General features: G+C 61.7%; 14 protein-coding genes. 8 read left to right on the top strand and 6 right to left on the bottom strand.

Going from position 1 to position 17,029, the window contains the following annotated elements:
• Together IEC33019_RS20065 and IEC33019_RS20060 are read right to left on the bottom strand one after the other, a co-directional pair.
• Positions 1 to 1,500 (bottom strand): purine-cytosine permease family protein, encoded by a 1,500-nt coding sequence (locus IEC33019_RS20065; RefSeq protein WP_070092724.1) that lies wholly within the window; start codon positions 1,498 to 1,500, stop codon positions 1 to 3.
• An 89-nt stretch (positions 1,501 to 1,589) separates the two neighbouring features.
• Positions 1,590 to 1,979 carry a YybH family protein gene (locus tag IEC33019_RS20060; RefSeq protein WP_070092723.1) on the bottom strand — a complete coding sequence of 130 codons (390 nt, stop codon included), beginning with the start codon at positions 1,977 to 1,979 and terminating at the stop codon, positions 1,590 to 1,592.
• 343 nt (positions 1,980 to 2,322) lie between these two features.
• Here IEC33019_RS20060 and eppA point away from each other — a divergent pair, with 343 nt between their 5' ends.
• The 5 genes from eppA (at position 2,323) to IEC33019_RS20040 (ending at position 6,945) form a co-directional block, all read left to right on the top strand.
• Positions 2,323 to 2,499, top strand: coding sequence for an EPS-associated small membrane protein EppA (gene eppA / locus IEC33019_RS27570; protein ID WP_170831782.1), 177 nt, complete (start codon positions 2,323 to 2,325; stop codon positions 2,497 to 2,499).
• Positions 2,500 to 2,863: 364 nt separating this feature from the next.
• Complete coding sequence (locus IEC33019_RS20055) at positions 2,864 to 3,421, top strand: polysaccharide biosynthesis/export family protein (protein ID WP_070092722.1); 558 nt, start codon at positions 2,864 to 2,866, stop codon at positions 3,419 to 3,421.
• 18 nt (positions 3,422 to 3,439) lie between these two features.
• On the top strand, positions 3,440 to 4,555 hold the full coding sequence (locus tag IEC33019_RS20050) for a hypothetical protein (RefSeq protein WP_070092721.1): 1,116 nt from the start codon (positions 3,440 to 3,442) through the stop codon (positions 4,553 to 4,555).
• 21 nt (positions 4,556 to 4,576) lie between these two features.
• Positions 4,577 to 6,142 carry a GumC family protein gene (locus tag IEC33019_RS20045; RefSeq protein WP_070092720.1) on the top strand — a complete coding sequence of 522 codons (1,566 nt, stop codon included), beginning with the start codon at positions 4,577 to 4,579 and terminating at the stop codon, positions 6,140 to 6,142.
• 11 nt (positions 6,143 to 6,153) lie between these two features.
• Positions 6,154 to 6,945 carry a CpsD/CapB family tyrosine-protein kinase gene (locus IEC33019_RS20040; RefSeq protein ID WP_070092719.1) on the top strand — a complete coding sequence of 264 codons (792 nt, stop codon included), beginning with the start codon at positions 6,154 to 6,156 and terminating at the stop codon, positions 6,943 to 6,945.
• A 326-nt stretch (positions 6,946 to 7,271) separates the two neighbouring features.
• Here the strand turns inward: IEC33019_RS20040 and IEC33019_RS20035 are convergent, their stop codons facing one another.
• The 4 genes from IEC33019_RS20035 to IEC33019_RS20020 form a co-directional block, all read right to left on the bottom strand.
• A complete protein-coding gene (locus IEC33019_RS20035; RefSeq protein WP_099593050.1) occupies positions 7,272 to 8,234 on the bottom strand; it encodes an IS110 family transposase in 963 nt (320 codons plus the stop codon).
• Positions 8,235 to 8,477: 243 nt separating this feature from the next.
• On the bottom strand, positions 8,478 to 9,449 hold the full coding sequence (gene galE, locus IEC33019_RS20030; protein ID WP_070093572.1) for a UDP-glucose 4-epimerase GalE: 972 nt from the start codon (positions 9,447 to 9,449) through the stop codon (positions 8,478 to 8,480).
• A 134-nt stretch (positions 9,450 to 9,583) separates the two neighbouring features.
• Positions 9,584 to 12,211 carry a cellulase family glycosylhydrolase gene (locus IEC33019_RS20025; RefSeq protein ID WP_070093573.1) on the bottom strand — a complete coding sequence of 876 codons (2,628 nt, stop codon included), beginning with the start codon at positions 12,209 to 12,211 and terminating at the stop codon, positions 9,584 to 9,586.
• A gap of 5 nt (positions 12,212 to 12,216) precedes the next feature.
• Positions 12,217 to 13,743, bottom strand: a complete 1,527-nt coding sequence (locus IEC33019_RS20020; protein ID WP_070093574.1) for an O-antigen ligase family protein — start codon at positions 13,741 to 13,743, stop codon at positions 12,217 to 12,219.
• Between the two features lie 97 nt (positions 13,744 to 13,840).
• Here IEC33019_RS20020 and IEC33019_RS20015 point away from each other — a divergent pair, with 97 nt between their 5' ends.
• The 3 genes from IEC33019_RS20015 to IEC33019_RS20005 all read left to right on the top strand — a co-directional run bounded on the left by IEC33019_RS20015 (position 13,841) and on the right by IEC33019_RS20005 (position 16,953).
• Positions 13,841 to 15,217: an oligosaccharide flippase family protein gene (locus IEC33019_RS20015; protein WP_070093575.1), complete on the top strand. Its 1,377-nt coding sequence runs from the start codon at positions 13,841 to 13,843 to the stop codon at positions 15,215 to 15,217.
• A 63-nt stretch (positions 15,218 to 15,280) separates the two neighbouring features.
• The gene (locus tag IEC33019_RS20010; protein WP_306282826.1) at positions 15,281 to 15,484 is read left to right on the top strand and encodes a twin-arginine translocation signal domain-containing protein; all 204 of its coding nucleotides are present in this window, start codon (positions 15,281 to 15,283) and stop codon (positions 15,482 to 15,484) included.
• Positions 15,485 to 15,486: 2 nt separating this feature from the next.
• Positions 15,487 to 16,953, top strand: coding sequence for an FAD-dependent oxidoreductase (locus IEC33019_RS20005; RefSeq protein ID WP_070093576.1), 1,467 nt, complete (start codon positions 15,487 to 15,489; stop codon positions 16,951 to 16,953).
• The last annotated feature ends 76 nt before the right edge of the window (positions 16,954 to 17,029 follow it).

Below are 17,029 nucleotides of genomic sequence, written 5' to 3'. Positions count from 1 at the left end.
TCAGGCGATTTCGGCGGTGATCACAGGCGTGCGCGGTGCGTTTTTGCAGCGCACCCAGCGCGGGCCGTTCGGGCCATAGACGCCAGCAGGTTCAGGGAACAGATTGAGCAGAATGAGGTACAGCACGCCCGCCAGGCCCAAGGTGACCGGCAAGCTCAGGTCGATGCCGCCGGCCAACTCGCCCAGGGGGCCGACGAACTGCCCCGGCAGGTTGACGAAGCACAGGCCCACCGCCGCGCTGGGGATCCAGGCGCCCATGCCGCGCCAGTTCCAGCCGTGCAGGAACCAGTAGTGGCCGCCGCGCTGGCCGCGGGTGAACACTTGCAGGTCATCGGCGTGGTAGAAGCCGCGGCGAGTGATCAGACCGAGGATCATGATCACCATCCACGGGCTGGTGCAGGTGATGATCAGCACGGCGAAGGTCGACACGCTCTGCACCAGGTTGAAGGTGAAGCGGCCAATGAAGATGAAGGCAATGGCGGCGACACCGATCAGCAGCGTGGCGCCAGCGCGGCTGAGCAGACGCGGGAACACGCTGGACATGTCCAGCCCCGTGCCGTACAGCGCTGTCGTGCCGGTGGACATACCGCCGATCACTGCGATCAAACACACTGGCAGGAAGAACCAGCCCGGCGAGATCGCCAGCAGGCCGCCGACATAGTTGTTGGCCGCGATGTAGTCCGGCGCCTGGGTGGCGACCAAGGTCGCGGTGCACAGGCCGAACAGGAACGGAATCAGCGTCGCCACCTGGGCGGCGATCACCGACAGCATGATGTGCGCCTTGGGCGTCTGGCGCGGGATGTAGCGCGACCAGTCACCCAGGAAGGCACCGAACGACACCGGGTTGCTCATGGCCAGGATCGCTGCGCCCACGAATGCCGCCCAGAAGCCTGGCTGGCCGAGGTTGACGCTGCCGGCGAAGTTCATGTCGAAGGGGCCGGCGAAGGCCACGATGCCCAGCAGGAACAGCAGGCTCGACGCCCACACCGCGATCTTGTTGACCCACAGCATGAAGCGAAAGCCAAAGATGCACACCACCAGCACCAGCACCGCGAACAGGCCGTAGGCCAGGCCCAAAGTCAGGTCGGTTTCCGGCAGCCCGGCCAGGCGCTTGGCGCCGCCGACCAGGGCGTCGCCCGAACTCCACACCGACAGCGAGAAGAACGCCACGGCGGTGAGCAGCGACAGGAACGAACCGACGATGCGCCCATGCACACCGAAGTGCGCACCCGACGACACTGCATTGTTGGTGCCGTTGAGCGCGCCGAACAGGCCCATGGGCGCCAGGATCAGGGCGCCGACCCCGACGCCGAGCAGGATCGCCCAGACGCCGGCCTGGAACGACAGGCCGAACAGTACCGGGAAGCTGCCCAGTACGGCGGTGGCGAAGGTGTTGGCGCCGCCGAAGATCAGGCGGAACAGGTCCAGCGGGGAGGCGTCGCGTTGATCGTCGGGGATCTGCTCGACGCCGTTGGTCTCGATACCGGTCGATTGACTCATGGCAAGGCTCCAGCGCGTATGTTGTAGGTCGGCGCGGGGCGCGACCCTATTGTGGTTGCGTTGGCAGTGCGGCAAGGCCGCGCAAAACGTCAGGTGTCGGAGACGACCGACAGGTGCTCGTGGCAGGCCAGCCAGCCTTCGTCGTGGCGGCGCAAGACGATGGTCTCGCGCTCGGCCAGCGCGTGCTCCTGGCCTGCGATGCGGATTCGGGTGGCGACATCGTGCATGAAGATCGCCACGTCACCCTGCAGGCTCACGTGCTGGTTGCTGGACTGACACGCCAGCACGGCGAAGCCTTCGGCCTGCCACTGCGCCCACAGTTGCTCATACGCGCGGCGTGACAGCAGCGGTTGCGCCAGGGTATGGAAGAGGAAGGTGGCGTCTTCGCTGAAACAGGCGAAATAGCGGGCGGTATCGTTACTGGCGAAGGCGGCGACGAGTTCGGCGGCGGCCTGGCGCACCTGGAGGGTTTGGTCCACGGGAGTGGCCTCACGGTTATTGTGATTGTGGTGAAGCGATTCTGGTGAGCCTTGGCGGGGGGGAAAATCGCTGGAGATAAATAATCAGTTCAGGAATTTGTGAACCAAGTCATTTCGCCGGCTCCCACAGGGTCAGCAGGGGCTCTGCAACGTTGCTGAAACAGTGCGTGTTTTTCAGCCACAGAATGGCTGTCGAGATTTTGACGAGGCAGGGCGGGCCCCATTGAGATTTATCATGGTGGCGGTCTATTGACGTAGTGTCATGGTGCCCCATACTCAACCCATATAAAAAGAAAGCTGTTTCCCCATTAAACAGTTCCAATCCTCTTTCAGGGAGGGGATCATGCGCTCGACACTGATCATCAAGTCGATTTTCTTGTTGGTGCTGATGAGTGGCGCGGCCGGTGCTGCGGACTCCTATATCAGCAAGGCGAGTGTAGTACCTGCCGCGACGGCGGGATGGCTGTTTTTCTTTGCGGTGATTGGGTTTATCGCACTCGCCAACCGATCGAAAATATAGTGAAAGTTATTCGCCTTCCCCGGCACTAGCACTTTTGTTTTAATGCGTACGATTTAAAGTTGGCGTGCGGTGTATTGCCCTGCGCCAATAAGTGAAAAAGATGTGAAAGTTCTGGAAGACCCCGCGTTTTTATCAGGGCTGAGCAATGGCTTGTGGAATCCCAAGCCGTTGCTATATTCCATTTGTCGGCGCCCCCAGCGGGCGCGTCGGAGCAGGGAGCTTCGTCGATGTGTCTCATCGCGGAAACATCCTCCAGGACGGTCGAGGCGATTGCGGTCGGTACTTGTTTTACGGCAAAGGCGAGCGTTTTCGCCCCGTTCTTTTGTGTAGCGCTGGGCATGGCTACTTGACCGGAGGGATCCCGATGTTCCGTTTCCTGATCTCCACACTCTGCGCATTGATGCTCCTGCCTTCGGCGGCCAACGCCACTGAGCCGAATGCGGCCTACCTGCTGAGTCCGGGCGATGTGATCCTGGTCTCTGTCTGGCAGGAGGAAAACCTTCGCCAGGAGGTGAAGGTGCTTCCCGATGGCAGCATTACCTTCCCCCTGGCCGGGCGAGTCGACGTAGCGGGCCTCGATGCCAGCACGGTCTCCCAGAAGATCGCCAAGAAACTTGAGCAGTTCCTGCCCGAGCCGAACGTCAGCGTGGTCGTCACCAGCATCGCCGGCAACCTCGTCTATGTGCAGGGCAAGGTGCTCAAGCCCGGCCCGGTGCTGATGGAAGGCCCCATGGCGGTGTTGCAGGCCCTGAGCATGTCCGGTGGCCTGGACAAATTCGCTGATGAAGGCTCCATCAAAGTGATTCGGCGCAAGGGCGAGAGCCAGCAAGTGCTGCCCGTGCGCTACCGGGACCTGATTTCCGGACGTGACATGACCACCAATTTCCAACTGCAGGCCGGCGATACGCTGGTCGTACCTTGATCCTGTTCTGAGCCTATCGTGTCTGTATTGAAAACTTCCCGGGTCGCCGCGGCGATCCTGATTCTTCCGTGCCCGGCCTTGGTCCAGGCAGCTATCTGGCACACGTCGGTCGCCGTACCCATGACCGTCGAACATGACAGCAACCCGTTGCTGCTGACCTCCCAGGAGAAGGCGGTGACCAGCACTTACCTCGATCCGGAAGTCGGCCTGTTGGGCACGTTCGATCGCGACCAGTTCGACTTCGGTCTCGGCGCCCATGTGTTGCGCTCATCCGATCGCAACATCCTCGGCGACCGCGAGGATCCACGCGTGCGGCTGGGGTGGCAACGGGATTACGACAAGGGCCGGTATGGCCTGGTAGGGACCTACGTCGAGAGTTCGACGCTGTCCAGTGCGATACTGGAAACCGGTGTGATCACCACGGACGGCACGCAGAAACTCTACACCCTGACCGGCAACTGGAGCCGGCAGCTCAGCGAGCGGGGCCTTCTGGAAAACGAGACCTCGTACGACGACGCCAGCTACGACGTGTCAACGCTGATCGGCTACAAGGAGTACGCCAACCGGCTGAGCTACACCTATGCCTGGACTGAGCGCACCGACCTGTTCACCCGGTTCATCTACCGGCGCTACGAGCCGGATGATCGCAACGCGGCGATCGCGTCGAACAGCTACACGCCGGTGATCGGCCTGACGCACCAGTTCACCGAGCGCCTGGAAGGAAGCGTGAACGTCGGTGTCAACGAAGTTTCCGGCGACGGCGGTGGACGCAAGGGGCAGGGGGGCGTGTCGTTGCGCTATCGGGGCGAACGGATGGACGCCAACATCGCGGCCGACCGCAGTTCGGTGGCCAGCGGTCAGGGTGGATTCTCCGAAATCGATACCCTGCGTGGCTCCTGGAGTTACCTGGTCGCCGATACCGATCGGATCGGGTTCGATGCCAGCTGGCAGGACAGCAAAGGGCAGACGCCCAACAAGCTGTGGTCGGCCGGCGCTTGGGCCAGTCGCGAACTCTCGCCATTTTGGGTGGCGCGCCTATCCTTGGTGTACAGAGAACGCCAGCAAGACAACCTGCCAGATGCCACCGGCACGATTATCGGATTGAGCTTGACCTATAGATTTCCCGACTACTGATATTTCAGCGGTGTGGTGACTATGAAATCTGAATACGAGCTGTCGATCAGGGACTACATCTCCATCATCAAGGATCGGGCACTGGTGCTGGGGATCGTCATCGTGGTGATCCTCGCGGCGACCGTGGCGGTCGCCGTGGCGGTGCCGCCGGTCTACCAGTCGACCGGGACCATCCTGGTGGAGTCCCAGCAGATATCTCCGGATCTGGTCGCCAATAACAACAACAGCTTCGCCGACGAGCGCATCGAGGTGATCCGCCAGCGGGTGATGACCCGTGAAAACCTGCTGCGGATCATCGAGAAGTACGGGCTGTTCTCCAGCAAGGCCCGTCAGCTCAGTGACGCCGACAAGGTTGAGCTGATGCGCACCGCAATCGTGGTCGAGACCCTCAGCACGTTCATCAAAGGACGTGGCGAGGCCACGGTCGCCTTCAATGTGTCCTTCGAGCACAAGCAACCCGAGGTGGCCAGGGAGGTCGCCAACGAGTTGGTGACCCTGTTCCTCAACGAGAACATCAAGCAGCGCACCGAACGCGCCAGCGAGACCACCGAGTTCCTCAGCCAGGAAGCGGACAAACTGGGCGCCGAGCTTCAGAGCCTGGAGAATCAGTTGGCCGACTTTAAGCAAGCTCACGCCAACGCCTTGCCGGAACACCAGACCCTGCGCATGAACATGCTGTCGCGCTCGGAGATGGAGTTCAGGGAAATCGATCGCGACTACAAGGCGGCACAGGAGGAGTTGCGCTACCTGGATCTGGAATTGGCCGGGGCCAAGGCCGGCGTACCTAGCACCCTCGATGGCGGCAGGCCTCGTGCGGCTGAGCCGCCGCAGGATCTGGCCAGCCTGCAGGCCGAGTACACGCAGTTGCTGTCCCGCTACAAGGAAGCGCACCCTGACGTACGTGCAGTCAAGCGCAAGATAGACGCCTTGAAAGCAGGCGGTGGCGCGAGTGGCATTGGCGTCGAGGGTAACCTCGACGTGGCCAAGGTACGCACTCGCATGGCCGCGGCGCAGGAGCGCATCGCCTCACTGGCCCAGCAGAAGCGCGACATGTCGCAGAAGATCAACGCCTACGAGGCTGAGATCCTCGAGGCGCCACAGGTCGAGCGTGGCCTGGTCAACCTGATGCGCGACCACGACAACGCCCGCAAGAAGTACGAAGAGATCCGCGCCAAGCAAATGGCGGCGAAGATTTCCGAAAGCCTGGAGCAGGAGAACAAAGCCGAGCGCTTCGTGCTCCTGGAGCCGCCGATGATGCCGGAAAAACCGGTGAAGCCTAACCGCAAGAAGATCGTCGCGTTGGGATTCGTCCTGGCCCCGGCTGGCGGTGGCGCACTGGTGATGGTGCTGGAGATGCTCAACCAGCGGGTGCGGGGTGTGGGGGCTCTGGAAAGCATCGTGGGCAAGCGTGTCCTGGTCAGCATCCCGCATATCTCGACCCAGGCCGAGCTTGCGCAGCGGCGCAGGTGGCGCGTGTGGCTGGTGATCGCGTTCCTTGCGCTGGCGGTGCTGGGGGGGGTGTTGCTGCACTTCTTCTATATGCCGTTTGACCTCTTGCTGATGAAGGCCATGAGTCGGTTCGGATAGGGATAGCTGCGATGAACAAGATCACGCCGATAGACGAAACGAAAAAGTCAGGCGCCTCAGCGCCTTCCTCCATCGTGCCGGTCAAGCACCCGGAAGTGCCAGGCCTGTTCGACTATGTGCGCACCAAGGTCGTGCCCTTGCGCCCGGACCATCTGGAGCGTCACCGCATCGTGGCCTACAAGAAGAACTCGGCGATCAGCTCGGCGTTCGACCTGCTGCGCACCCAGGTGCTGCAGGCCATGGAAGAGAACGGCTGGCGCACGCTGGCTATCACCTCGCCGACGCCCGAAGCAGGCAAGACGGTGCTGGCGATCAACCTGGCGATGAGTATCGCCCACCACACCACCAAGACCGCGTTGTTGGTGGACTTCGACCTGCGCAGGCCGCGCGTCGGCGCCTGCCTTGGGCTGCCGATGGAAAAGGCGCTCAACGACTACTTCGTCAACGAAGCCGAGCTGTGCGATGCCATGGTCAACCCGACCTTGCCACGTTTCGTGGTGTTGCCGACCCGCGAGCCCATTCCACTGTCCACCGAGTTGCTGTCTTCGCCGCAGGTGAGCGACCTGATCTACGAGTTGCGTGAGCGTTACGAGTCGCGCATCACGATCTTCGACCTGCCGCCGCTGCTGAGCTCCGATGACGCCATCACCCTGCTGCCGAAATTCGATTGTGTGTTGCTGGTGGTGGCCAATGGCATGAACAGCAAGAAGGACATCGAGGACAGCCTCTATCACCTGGGGACCAGCAACCTGATCGGGACGGTGTTGAACAAGGCTGAGGAGCAGCCGCGCACCTATTACTGACCCGGGTGGCGACGGCCTTGTTACTTGCACCGGTGCTGGGAGGCTTGGGGGCAGTCCGGCTTTCGGCGCGGCAGTCCGTTATGGCCTGCGTTTGTCCGTACCTGTCTTGTTCCGTGGCGTTTTCTTCGCGGGTAAACCCGCTCCCACAGGTTCACTACAAGCCTCTAGTCTCACTGCAAGTCTCATAGGCTCACTGCAGGTCTCACAGGTTCACTGCAAGCCTTCAGCCTCGCTGGAGGCTCACAGTTCCATTGCAAGCATTGGACTGCCCCCAATATATTGGACACCCCTCCTGTTGTTGGGGGCAGTCCAATCTGTGGGAGATTCTATGGTTGAGGGCAAAGCTTTTTTGCCCCTTTGCTGACGTATTCGCCTTGGGTCTTCATCAAGGCGAATGCAACTCTGGCGAGCTTGCGTGACAAGATAACCAGGGCCTGAGTCGTTGCCTTACCTGCCCGGCGATAGTGCTCGTAGACGTCTTTCCAGGCCGCAGACCTACTGGCCGCCATGGCGGCGTTATGCAGTAATCGACGGATCTCTGAACAACCCCGCTTGGTCAACCGTCGACGTCCGGCCTTTTGGCCGGAATCTGCAACTTTCAGGTCCATGCCTAGAAAAGCGATGTATGAATCACTGTTCTTGAATTCGCCCCGAATAAATGCGGTGACGAGGGCAACAGCGGTCAGGAAGCCAATCCCTTCAACTTTCTGACAGCGGGCGACTTGTTCGGCTAGGCCAGCCTCTTTTACCAAGACCTTCAGGCGTTTCTGGATCAGAAGATCAAGCGACTCGAAGTGCTTGGCAAAGCTGTTGAACGCCTCTTTGAGCGACATTTCATTGCCCCAGCTCTGAGTCAGACTTGTCCGCGCCGAAACCAGCGCTGCTCTGCGCCGGAGCAGGCTCTGGAGCTTGCCGTAGACAGCTGGAGGGGGCGACCAAGGACGAAGAGCACTGCCCTCGCGATCCAGGAAGCGAGCCAGCAGGCAGGCATCGGACGCATCGGTTTTAACGCGTCCGCCAACGCCCTTGCGGTAGTTGCTGAGTTGAAACCCGTCGACGACATAGACGGCGAAGCCCTTTTCGTATGCCATCTCAACCAGGTCCAGATGGTAAACATTGGTAGCTTCAACGCAGATAGCGGTATTGGCCGGCTGAAGTGCCAGCCACTTTTGGATTTCAGGCTTGGTGTTTCTAACGGTCTGCTGTTGGGCGGAGTCTTCGTAATAACAGACCAGCTCAGCCTTGGCGACATCGATGCCGATGATGAAATTGTCTACTCGCATTGCCATCGCCTGAACTCCCACGGTATGGTTTTTGAACTCGGAGGGGTTTCACCAAGAGGCGCTGGCTTGCTTCTATCGTCGTTTGCAAACGATGCATTCTTTATCGGCGCTTTGGTGAAGGGGTGGGGCGATGTCTCCCACGGTCTGTACTGCGCCTAACAGTCAGAATCGGTTTGTTCGTCCCACCACCCCTTCGAGTATCACCATACAAGCGGGTTTACCCGCGAATGGGCCGGTGAGGATTGCTGATCAGTTGGGCGTGTACCACGGGTACTTCTGCTCCCAGTGCCAGGCATGCGAGACGATCTGCTCCAGCGCTGCGAACGCCGGGCGCCAGCCGAGCACGGTCCTCGCCCGGCTGGCATCGGCCACCAACCGGGGTGGGTCCCCTGCGCGGCGTGGTGCGTCGCTGGTGGCGATCTTGCGGCCGGTCACGCCGCAGGCAGTGTCGATCACCTCTTGCACCGAGAAGCCCAGGCCATTGCCCAGGTTGAATGCCGTGCTCGCGCCACCGGCGAGCAGGTAGTCCACCGCCAGTGAATGCGCCGCGGCCAGGTCGGCCACATGGATGTAATCGCGGATACAGGTGCCATCCGGCGTGTCGTAGTCCCGACCGTACACCGTGATCGCCTCGCGCCGCCCGGAGGCCGCCTGCAGGATCAAGGGTAGCAGGTGGGTCTCCGGCTCATGGCATTCGCCCAGCTCGCCTTCCGGATCCGCACCCGCGGCATTGAAATAGCGCAGGCATACCGAGCGCAGGCCATAGGCGCGGTCGAAGTCCTCGAGGATCTGCTCGACCATCCATTTGCTGCGTCCATAAGGATTGATCGGATGCTTGGGATGCGCTTCGTCGATGGGCACATGCTGCGGGTCGCCGTACACGGCGGCGGTCGAGGAAAAGATCAGGTGACGGATATCGGCGCGCACCATGGCCTGAAGCAAGGTCAGGGTCGCGACGACGTTGTTCTGGTAGTACTTGGACGGCTCGATCACCGACTCGCCCACCTGGATGAACGAGGCGAAGTGAAACACCGCGTCGAACCGATGCTGGGTGAACAAGGCATCCAGGGCATGGGCATCGGCGATGTCCAGCCTGACCCAGTCTGGACGTGGCCTGCAGGCGCAGTTGTCCGCCACCATGACTTGGTGACCTGCGCAACGCAGGTGTTTGACCATGTGCGAGCCTATGTAGCCCGCGCCGCCGACAACCAAGAACTTCATCCAAGCCTCCTGGAATCTGTTGATGTGCAAGCGCGCTCCGGAGGGTCCGGGCGGTCATCCCTAGCAAGCGGATCGGGTCATCAGCGGGTCGCCCATCTGCTTGGCACAACCCTGGTTTCTTGGAGCCTAGATGCCTATTTCAAGAACAGCCAATTCGTCATCTGGTTACCGTCGAAACGGATCAGGTAGCGGCCGTCCTGGTAGCTGACGGGGTGTTCCTGAAGCTGCCCCTGCGCGTTTCGGCTGAACAGCTTCAAGCCTTCGACGGCCTTGATCGCCAAGGTGCCTTCAAGCGGCTCGACGCGAAACGGTGTCCGTTTGTTCGCCTGGGGCTCCGCCCGCGAGCCCAGGGAAATCAACAGGCTTCGCGACTGCTTCAGCGGTTTGCTGTCCAGGCTCTGCACCACCACGCTGGCGCTGGGGGTCTTGAGCTTGACCTGGATATCACCGAGCGTGAGCGTCTTGTCGCCGAGCCAGCCGGTGGCCGCCTGGGTCCGAGGTGTGTCGATGGTATAGAGCCCTTGCTGCCAGTTGCGCCTGAGCTCGCCGGTGTCGCTGCGGGCCTCGCTGGCATTGGCCGGTAGCAGGGACTGATTGGGGTCCTGGATAACTTTCGCACCGGCCGGCAATGCGCTGGCCTGCAGCCACGGCAGCGCCGGTGTCTTTGGCATGGCGATCTGCAACTTGCCCTTTTCCATGGCCGTGCGCAGCAGCACCGAATCAGCCGGCGAGATGGACTGGTTGAACAAGGTGTCCGAGGTGGGGGCGAAGACGTAGCTCTGGCCGGCTTCGCGCACATCGCCCCGCCGGTAGATCAGGGCGGCGGCTGGGAGCGTGGCCAATTGGCTGGGGTCGTTGTAGGCGTGCCAGTTGCTCGCCGAGCGGTCCTGCTCGCGGAACGGCTCCTGGCTGTAAGCGTAATGCATCAAGGCGTCCCAGCCCTGATAGCGCGCCGTGGCGGCGACATAAAGTGGCAACGTGTGGCGGTCAGCGACTGGCTGGGTATCGCTTTGCCATTCGTTGTTCCACTCGGTCACGCTCAGCGGCCGCCCCACGACCTGGGCGGCAGCGAGCCAGTCGACCAGGTTGTCGCTGGTCAGCGGGTTCTTCTCCAACTGCCCCGCGCCGCCATAGCTGTGGACGTCGATCAGGTCGCCACTGGTCAGGGCTGGCAAGGCGCTCAGGCCGTTGCGTCCCCAGGTGCTGGTGGTGACGATCGGAACCTTGACCCCAAGCCCGCGCAGGTGATCGATCATCTGCTGGTCGAAGCGTCGTTCCAGTTCGTTGAGAAACAGCTTGGAGGGGCCATGTTCCCAGGCGCGCCAGGTCTGCTCCTTTGGGAGCCCATGTTGGTTGGCGAAGGCCTCGGCCTGCTCCATGTAGCGCTTGATGTGCTGGGTCGGTTTCTTGTCGGGGAGCAGGGCGTTGCCGTAGTGCCCGGTGAGGTCGTTTTCATTGGTGATCAGCACCGCGGCGATGGCCGGCTCGTCCTTGTAGGCAAGGCCGGTGTAGGCATTGACGTGCCCCAGGTACTGCTCGGCGAAGCGCTTCATCGCCTGGGCGATGGTGTCGTTCACATAGTTGTAGCCCTTGAGGTCGGCGATGGGTTTGCCGTCGCGGTCGGTCAAGCCGTCGCGCTTGGGCAGTTCCTTGAAACCGAGGATATTGTCCCTGGCCATGAGGGCGCGCTGGACGTGCAGGTCCAGCCACACATAGATCCCTTCATCCTTGAGGCACTTGATCCACCAGTCGATCTTCTGCAGTGACTCAGGGCTCAGGTCCTGGGTGTCACGCACTTGGTCGTGCCTGCCGAAGATGCTTGGCGTCACCCAGTACGAGTCGTGGTGATGCAGGCGCACGAGGTTGAAGCCCAGGGCCGACAGACGCTTGGCCTGGGCGCGGATCTCTTCGTCCGAGGTGTTGAACAGGGCATAGGCCGAGACGTTGGTACCCCAGAAGCGCGCCGGGGTGCCATCGGCGAACTGCAGCTGGTCACCCACCGCCTTGACGAAGCCCCGCTTGCCGGCCGGCTTTTCCCCGGCATTGAGGAACGACAGGTCTACCGGCGAGCTGCGCCAATCGGTCTGGTCCAGCGGCCAGCGGCTGGTGTCGCCCAGGCCGAAGCGCTCCTCGGAGGTCTGGGCCAGCTCGACCCCCTGCGAGACGGTGAGCACGCCCTTGATCTTCTGGGTGCCTGGGGCAATCTGGTCCTTGTAGAAGAACGCCCGCACTTGGGCGTCGTCGATGGGCTCGATGTACACGCTCGTCAGGGGTGGGTCGAAGCGCATCTCGATGTACGGCCCCTTGGCGCGGTCGCCCCAGGTCCAGCCGCGGTTGCCCGGCAGCAGAGTGGGCTTGCCCATCTCGGCGAACAGGGCGCGGTCGAACTGGAACGAGATGCCGCCGCCCATCACATTGCTTTTGCGGCTGTGCGCCTGCAGGTCGAAGTCCCAGGTCAGGCTTTGCTCAGAGGACTTGGCGATCTGGGCCTTGAGGTCGAACCCCAAGGTCGAGTTCCTGGCCTGCAGGCTGTAGGTGTAGGGCGCGTCCACCTTGAACGCGCCGCTGTCGAAGTTCGCCCACGCCCAGTTGGCTGCGAAGAACTTGAACTTCGCCTGCATCGCCAGGTTTCCGCCGCGGGTCAACTGCGGCAGGCCCTGGCTTTCGTCGATGCTGGCGACCCAGTCCTCGGCGTGGGTGACGGGCGTCAGTGCCAACAGCAGGGTCAGTAGCAAGGAGGAAAACAGGCAGCGTCGTGTCATGCGGGTCACCGGGCGGGCAGGCCGGCACCAACGATGCCGGCAGCGTGGGCGAGTTTGTGTCGGCGCACCATCTGCACATAGGCAACGGCCACGCCGGCGAGGGACCAGTACACCACGGGGATGAACGTGATGCTGCTGACGGTGAAGATCGTGATCAGGATGCCGAGCAGGGTCGCCAACAGGCAGCGCCCGAGCCGACACAGGTGCTCGTCCTTGTCGGCAAACGTACGCAGTGTCTTGCGCAGGCTCAGCACCGTGGAGGCGAAGAAGGCGATGAACAAGGACAGGCCGATCACGCCAAAGCGCAGGGCCAGGTTGAGGTAGGTGTTGACGATATCGATGATGCCCTGGCCCTGGACCATCGACTGCATTTCCGGGGTCTTGCGGAAATCGAACGAACCTAGCCAGAGGTTGCGTTCGATGACGATCAGCGAGTTGTCGAGCAACCGCTCCCGGTAGGTGATGTTGTCTTTTTCCAGCGTGCCGATGTACGGCAGCATGTCGATCACTTTCTCGCCCCCCGGCACCACGGCCAGCAGGGGCAGCGAGAGCATCCCGGCCACCGCGAGCATCGCCAGGCGCTTGACGGCGCCACGCCCGGTGGCGATGAACACGACGATGATCACCCCGGTGCCGACCCAGGGTCCGCGCGACATCGGCACGAACAGGCCGGCGGCCAGCAACAGGGCACCCAGGGTGCGCTGCAGGGTGCTGCGCACGTAGCCTTGGACGAACAGGTACAAGCCGATGCCGACCATCATCACGTAACCCAGGACGATCGCCTGGCCCGTGGTGGCGCTGGCGCGCAGCGAACCGCCACGGCTCAGGTAGCTGGTCATGTCCATCTGGATGCCCAGCACGTAGGTCAACGCGTTGTACAGCAGCCAATGGCGCACGTACTCGAAGGTGCCGATCAGCGCCAACAGCATGGTGGCGATCACGAAACTCAGCAGCGCGTCCTTGAAATGGCTGAGTTCCTTGAGTGCCCGGCTGGCCACGTAGTAGGGCAGGAAGATATCCAGGAACAGGTACAGCGTCTGGCGCAAGGTGTCGGTGAGGCTGGTTTCACGCAGGTACAAGAGGTTCATCAGCACCAGGCTGCCCAGCAGGAAGCGGTCAGGCCAGGTGCGTCCGAACGGCAGCGTATCGGACTCCTGGCGCAGGGCGAGCGCTGCGGGCAGCAACACGCTCAGGCTGAGCAGGCGGATATGGTCCAGGTCGACCAGGTAGTTGATCACGCCAAAACCAGGTACTGGTATCGCCGCTGCCGGCATCAGGAACAGCAGCATCAGAAACAGCGCCATCGGGTTGCGCTCACGCCGCCCGACCACCAGCAGCACCAGCACCGCAATGGCTGAGTAGATCCAGAAATTGCCGGAGACGAATACCAGCAAGGTCAGGGTGAACCAGAGGTTGCGCCGACGCTTGTAGTCGGCTGGGCGGATCAGGTCCTGCGCTGGCCGTCGCGCCATGGTGAACACCACGGTGGCCAGGAACAGGATGACGATCAGTGCGCGAAGATGTTCTGGCATAGTCGGTAATGACCTGTCCCTTTGTGATGGACGACAGCTAGCGGCATGGCAGATTGAGACTATAGTGACTTTAGCCAATAGGTCAGGGAATGTAGTCATGCCGTCAGTCGACTTATCGCCGCCGACCAGTCTGCGCAAACGCGCATTGGGAGCGGGTGCGTGGAACATGGTCTCCCTGGTCGGTACGCAGGCCTTGCGCCTTGGCGGCAACCTGATCATGGCGCGGCTGTTGGTGCCGGACATGTTCGGCATCATGGCCATCTCCACCACCTTGTCGGTGGTCCTGCACCTGCTATCGGATGTCGGGCTGCGCCAGAACATCATCCAAAGCCCGCGCGGCGACGATCCGCTGTTCCTCAATACCGCCTGGACCGTGCAACTGCTGCGCGGCATCCTACTGTTCGCCGTGACGCTGCTCATCGCCTTCGGCTCCTGGGTGACCCAGCAGATCAACCTGTGGCCAGCCGGCTCCTCGTATGCCGCACCGGAGCTGCCGCTGGTGCTGGCGGTCACCGGTATTTCCGCAGTGATCTATGGCTTGCAGTCCAACACCATCGACCTGGCCGTGCGCGCGTTCCAGCAAAAACGCGTGGTGATTCTCGAACTCACGGCGCAGTTCGTCGGATTGCTGGTCATGCTGGTGTTCGGTTACCTCACCCGTTCGATCTGGTCGCTGGTGGCCGCAGGGATCGTCTCCACCCTCGTCTCCACCGTGATGAGCCACCTGCTGTTCGAAGGGCCACGCAGCCGCCTGTGCTGGGACAAGTCCGCGCTGACCGAGCTGATCAACTATGGCCGTTGGATCCTGCTGTCCTCGATGGTGGGCGTGCTGGCCATGAACGGTGACCGCATCTGGTTCGGCGGGGTCATGTCCACCTTCGACATGGGTGTCTATTCCATCGCCGTGCTGATTCTCTCCGCCGTGCAGGTCGGTTTGCTGAAACTGGGCGGAGCGGTGGTGCTGCCGGCCTTCAGCGAGGCCACCCGCGCCGGTGACAAGCCACGCCTGCTCAAGCTGTACAACCATTTCAGGCTGTACTTCGACACGGCCTGCCTGTTCGCCTGTGGCCTGTTCCTCACCGTCAGCCCGCTGATCATCAGCTGGCTGTACGACGACCGTTACCAGGACGCGGGCCGGATCTTGGCTATTCTTTCATGGTCGTTCTTCACATTGCGCTACAGCCTGGCCCACCAGGTGTGGCTGGCCGTGGGGCTGACCAAGTACCAGGCCATGGACAACATCATCCGGGCCGTTTCGCTCTGGGTGGGGATGCCGCTGATGCTGGCCCTCGGCGGCGTGGATTACGCGATCTGGTGGGTTGCGCTGCATACCTTCCCCACCTTGATCCTGGTGTTTTACGTCAATCGCAAGTTGGAGATATTCAGCCTCAAGCGTGAGCTGATGGTCCTGCCGATCATCGCGGTCGGCGCGTTGTGTGGTGAGCTGGTGACGCGGCTTTTCAACGGGTTCTGATTCCATCGCGAATACTCTGTCTGTCGCCGTCGGAAACCTAGAATTCAAAGTCAATTTCACGGCATGGGTCTTGGAATCATGGGAAAGCATGACTCTGTTTCCCCGCTGCTAGGACGCAGGGGCTTTCTCCAGGGATGCGCGGTGTTGGGCGTGGGAGGGTTGGTCTTCGGACTTTCCGGTAGTGATACCCGAAAAACCGCTCAGGCCGGGGGCTTTGTCGTCATCAACGGATGGGTACTGCCCGCCGAGTACTTCCGGAAGGCGTGAGCATGATCAAGGACTATCAGACGCACAAAGAACTGCGTGACGATTACGACTTTTGCATCATCGGCGGGGGACCTGCGGGCATCACCCTGGCCTTGCGCCTGGCCGAAGCAGGCTGGCGCGTGGTGCTGCTCGAAGGCGGCGGGCACGAGTATTCCCAGCAGTCCCAGGACCTCTATCAATGCAGTTCCTCCGGTCTGGAGGCGTATGTCCACGATACGCGCCTGCGCTTTCTGGGGGGCACTTCCAACCATTGGGCCGGGCGTTGCCGGCCATTTGAAGCCTCGGACTTTTCTGTCCCTCCTCCGGGCGGCATTCCTGGCTGGCCCATCGCCTATGCCGAGATCGAGCGTTACCTGCCGGCCGCCATGGCCATCGTCGACCTGCCGGAGGGCGCGCACTTCCAGGCGATCAATGTCAGTCGGCTCGGTGATGACTTCGTGCCCGATGAGTTCTTGCTCAGCCCGCCCACACGGTTTGCCCAGAAGTACGGCAAGGCGCTGGAGCAGACGCCAGGGCTCGATGTGTTCATCCACTGCAATTGCGTTGACCTGGAATTCGATCACGCGGCCGATAGGGTCAAGGCTGTAGTGGTGTCCGATTACGATCAGCACCGTGAGCGGGTGATCGCCCGACAGTTCGTGCTGGCCATGGGCGCTGTCGAAAATGCCCGGCAGTTGCTCAATAGCCAATCCCTCGCTGCCGCAGGCGTTGTCAAGCAAGAGGGATTCGTGGGGCGCTGTTTCATGGAGCACCTGAATGTCGACCTGGGCACGTTCATCCTCAACAGCGGGAAGGTGGACAAGCCTCGTCAGTACTTCACCACCGATGCATTCGTGGCCGAGTATCACGCGGGCAAAGGCAATGTCTCCGCGACGGTGCTGGACGAGGTGACGAACTACGGCCGGACCGCTCAGGTCAAGGATTTCCTCGAAACCCTCAGTTGCGATATGGGGATCGCCCACAAGATCGACTTCATCGCCAAGTTCAACTGCCCCGGCGATGGGGTGCTGAGCACCATGATCGAACAGTTCCCGAACCTGCAGAGCCGTCTTTCGACGCTGGAGGAGAAAGACGCGCTGGGCGTGGCCAAGGTGAACATGCACTGGGTATTGAGCGGCGATGACCGCCAGACCATCAAGTGCATTGGCGTTGAGTTGGCCAAGCGTTTCGCCGAGAACGGGCTGGCCTTCGTCAAGTTGAACGACTTCGTCTACGACACCACCCTGCCACTGAAAATGTCGCCTCACGCGCACCACATGGGTACGACGCGCATGGCGGCCTCGCCGGATGCCGGCGTGGTCGACCCGGACTGCAAGGTGTTCGGCACGGACAATCTGTACATCGCTGGCAGCAGCATCTTCGCCAAGGGCGGGGCCAGCAATCCGACGATGCCGCTGCTCCAGTTCGCCTTGCGACTGGCGGACCATCTGGATGCAAAGATGAAGTCTCAGGCGGGCGAAGTCGCCTGAAGAGTGTGACAGCGTGTCTGCAACCTGTGGATGTTTCGCAGCTGCGCTGATGGGGGCAGGTACCGTGCGCGAGGGG

It is taken from the genome of Pseudomonas putida (assembly GCF_002741075.1).
GTDB classification, from domain to species: domain Bacteria; phylum Pseudomonadota; class Gammaproteobacteria; order Pseudomonadales; family Pseudomonadaceae; genus Aquipseudomonas; species Aquipseudomonas putida_T.
This window is presented reverse-complemented; position numbering and strand designations above follow the sequence as displayed.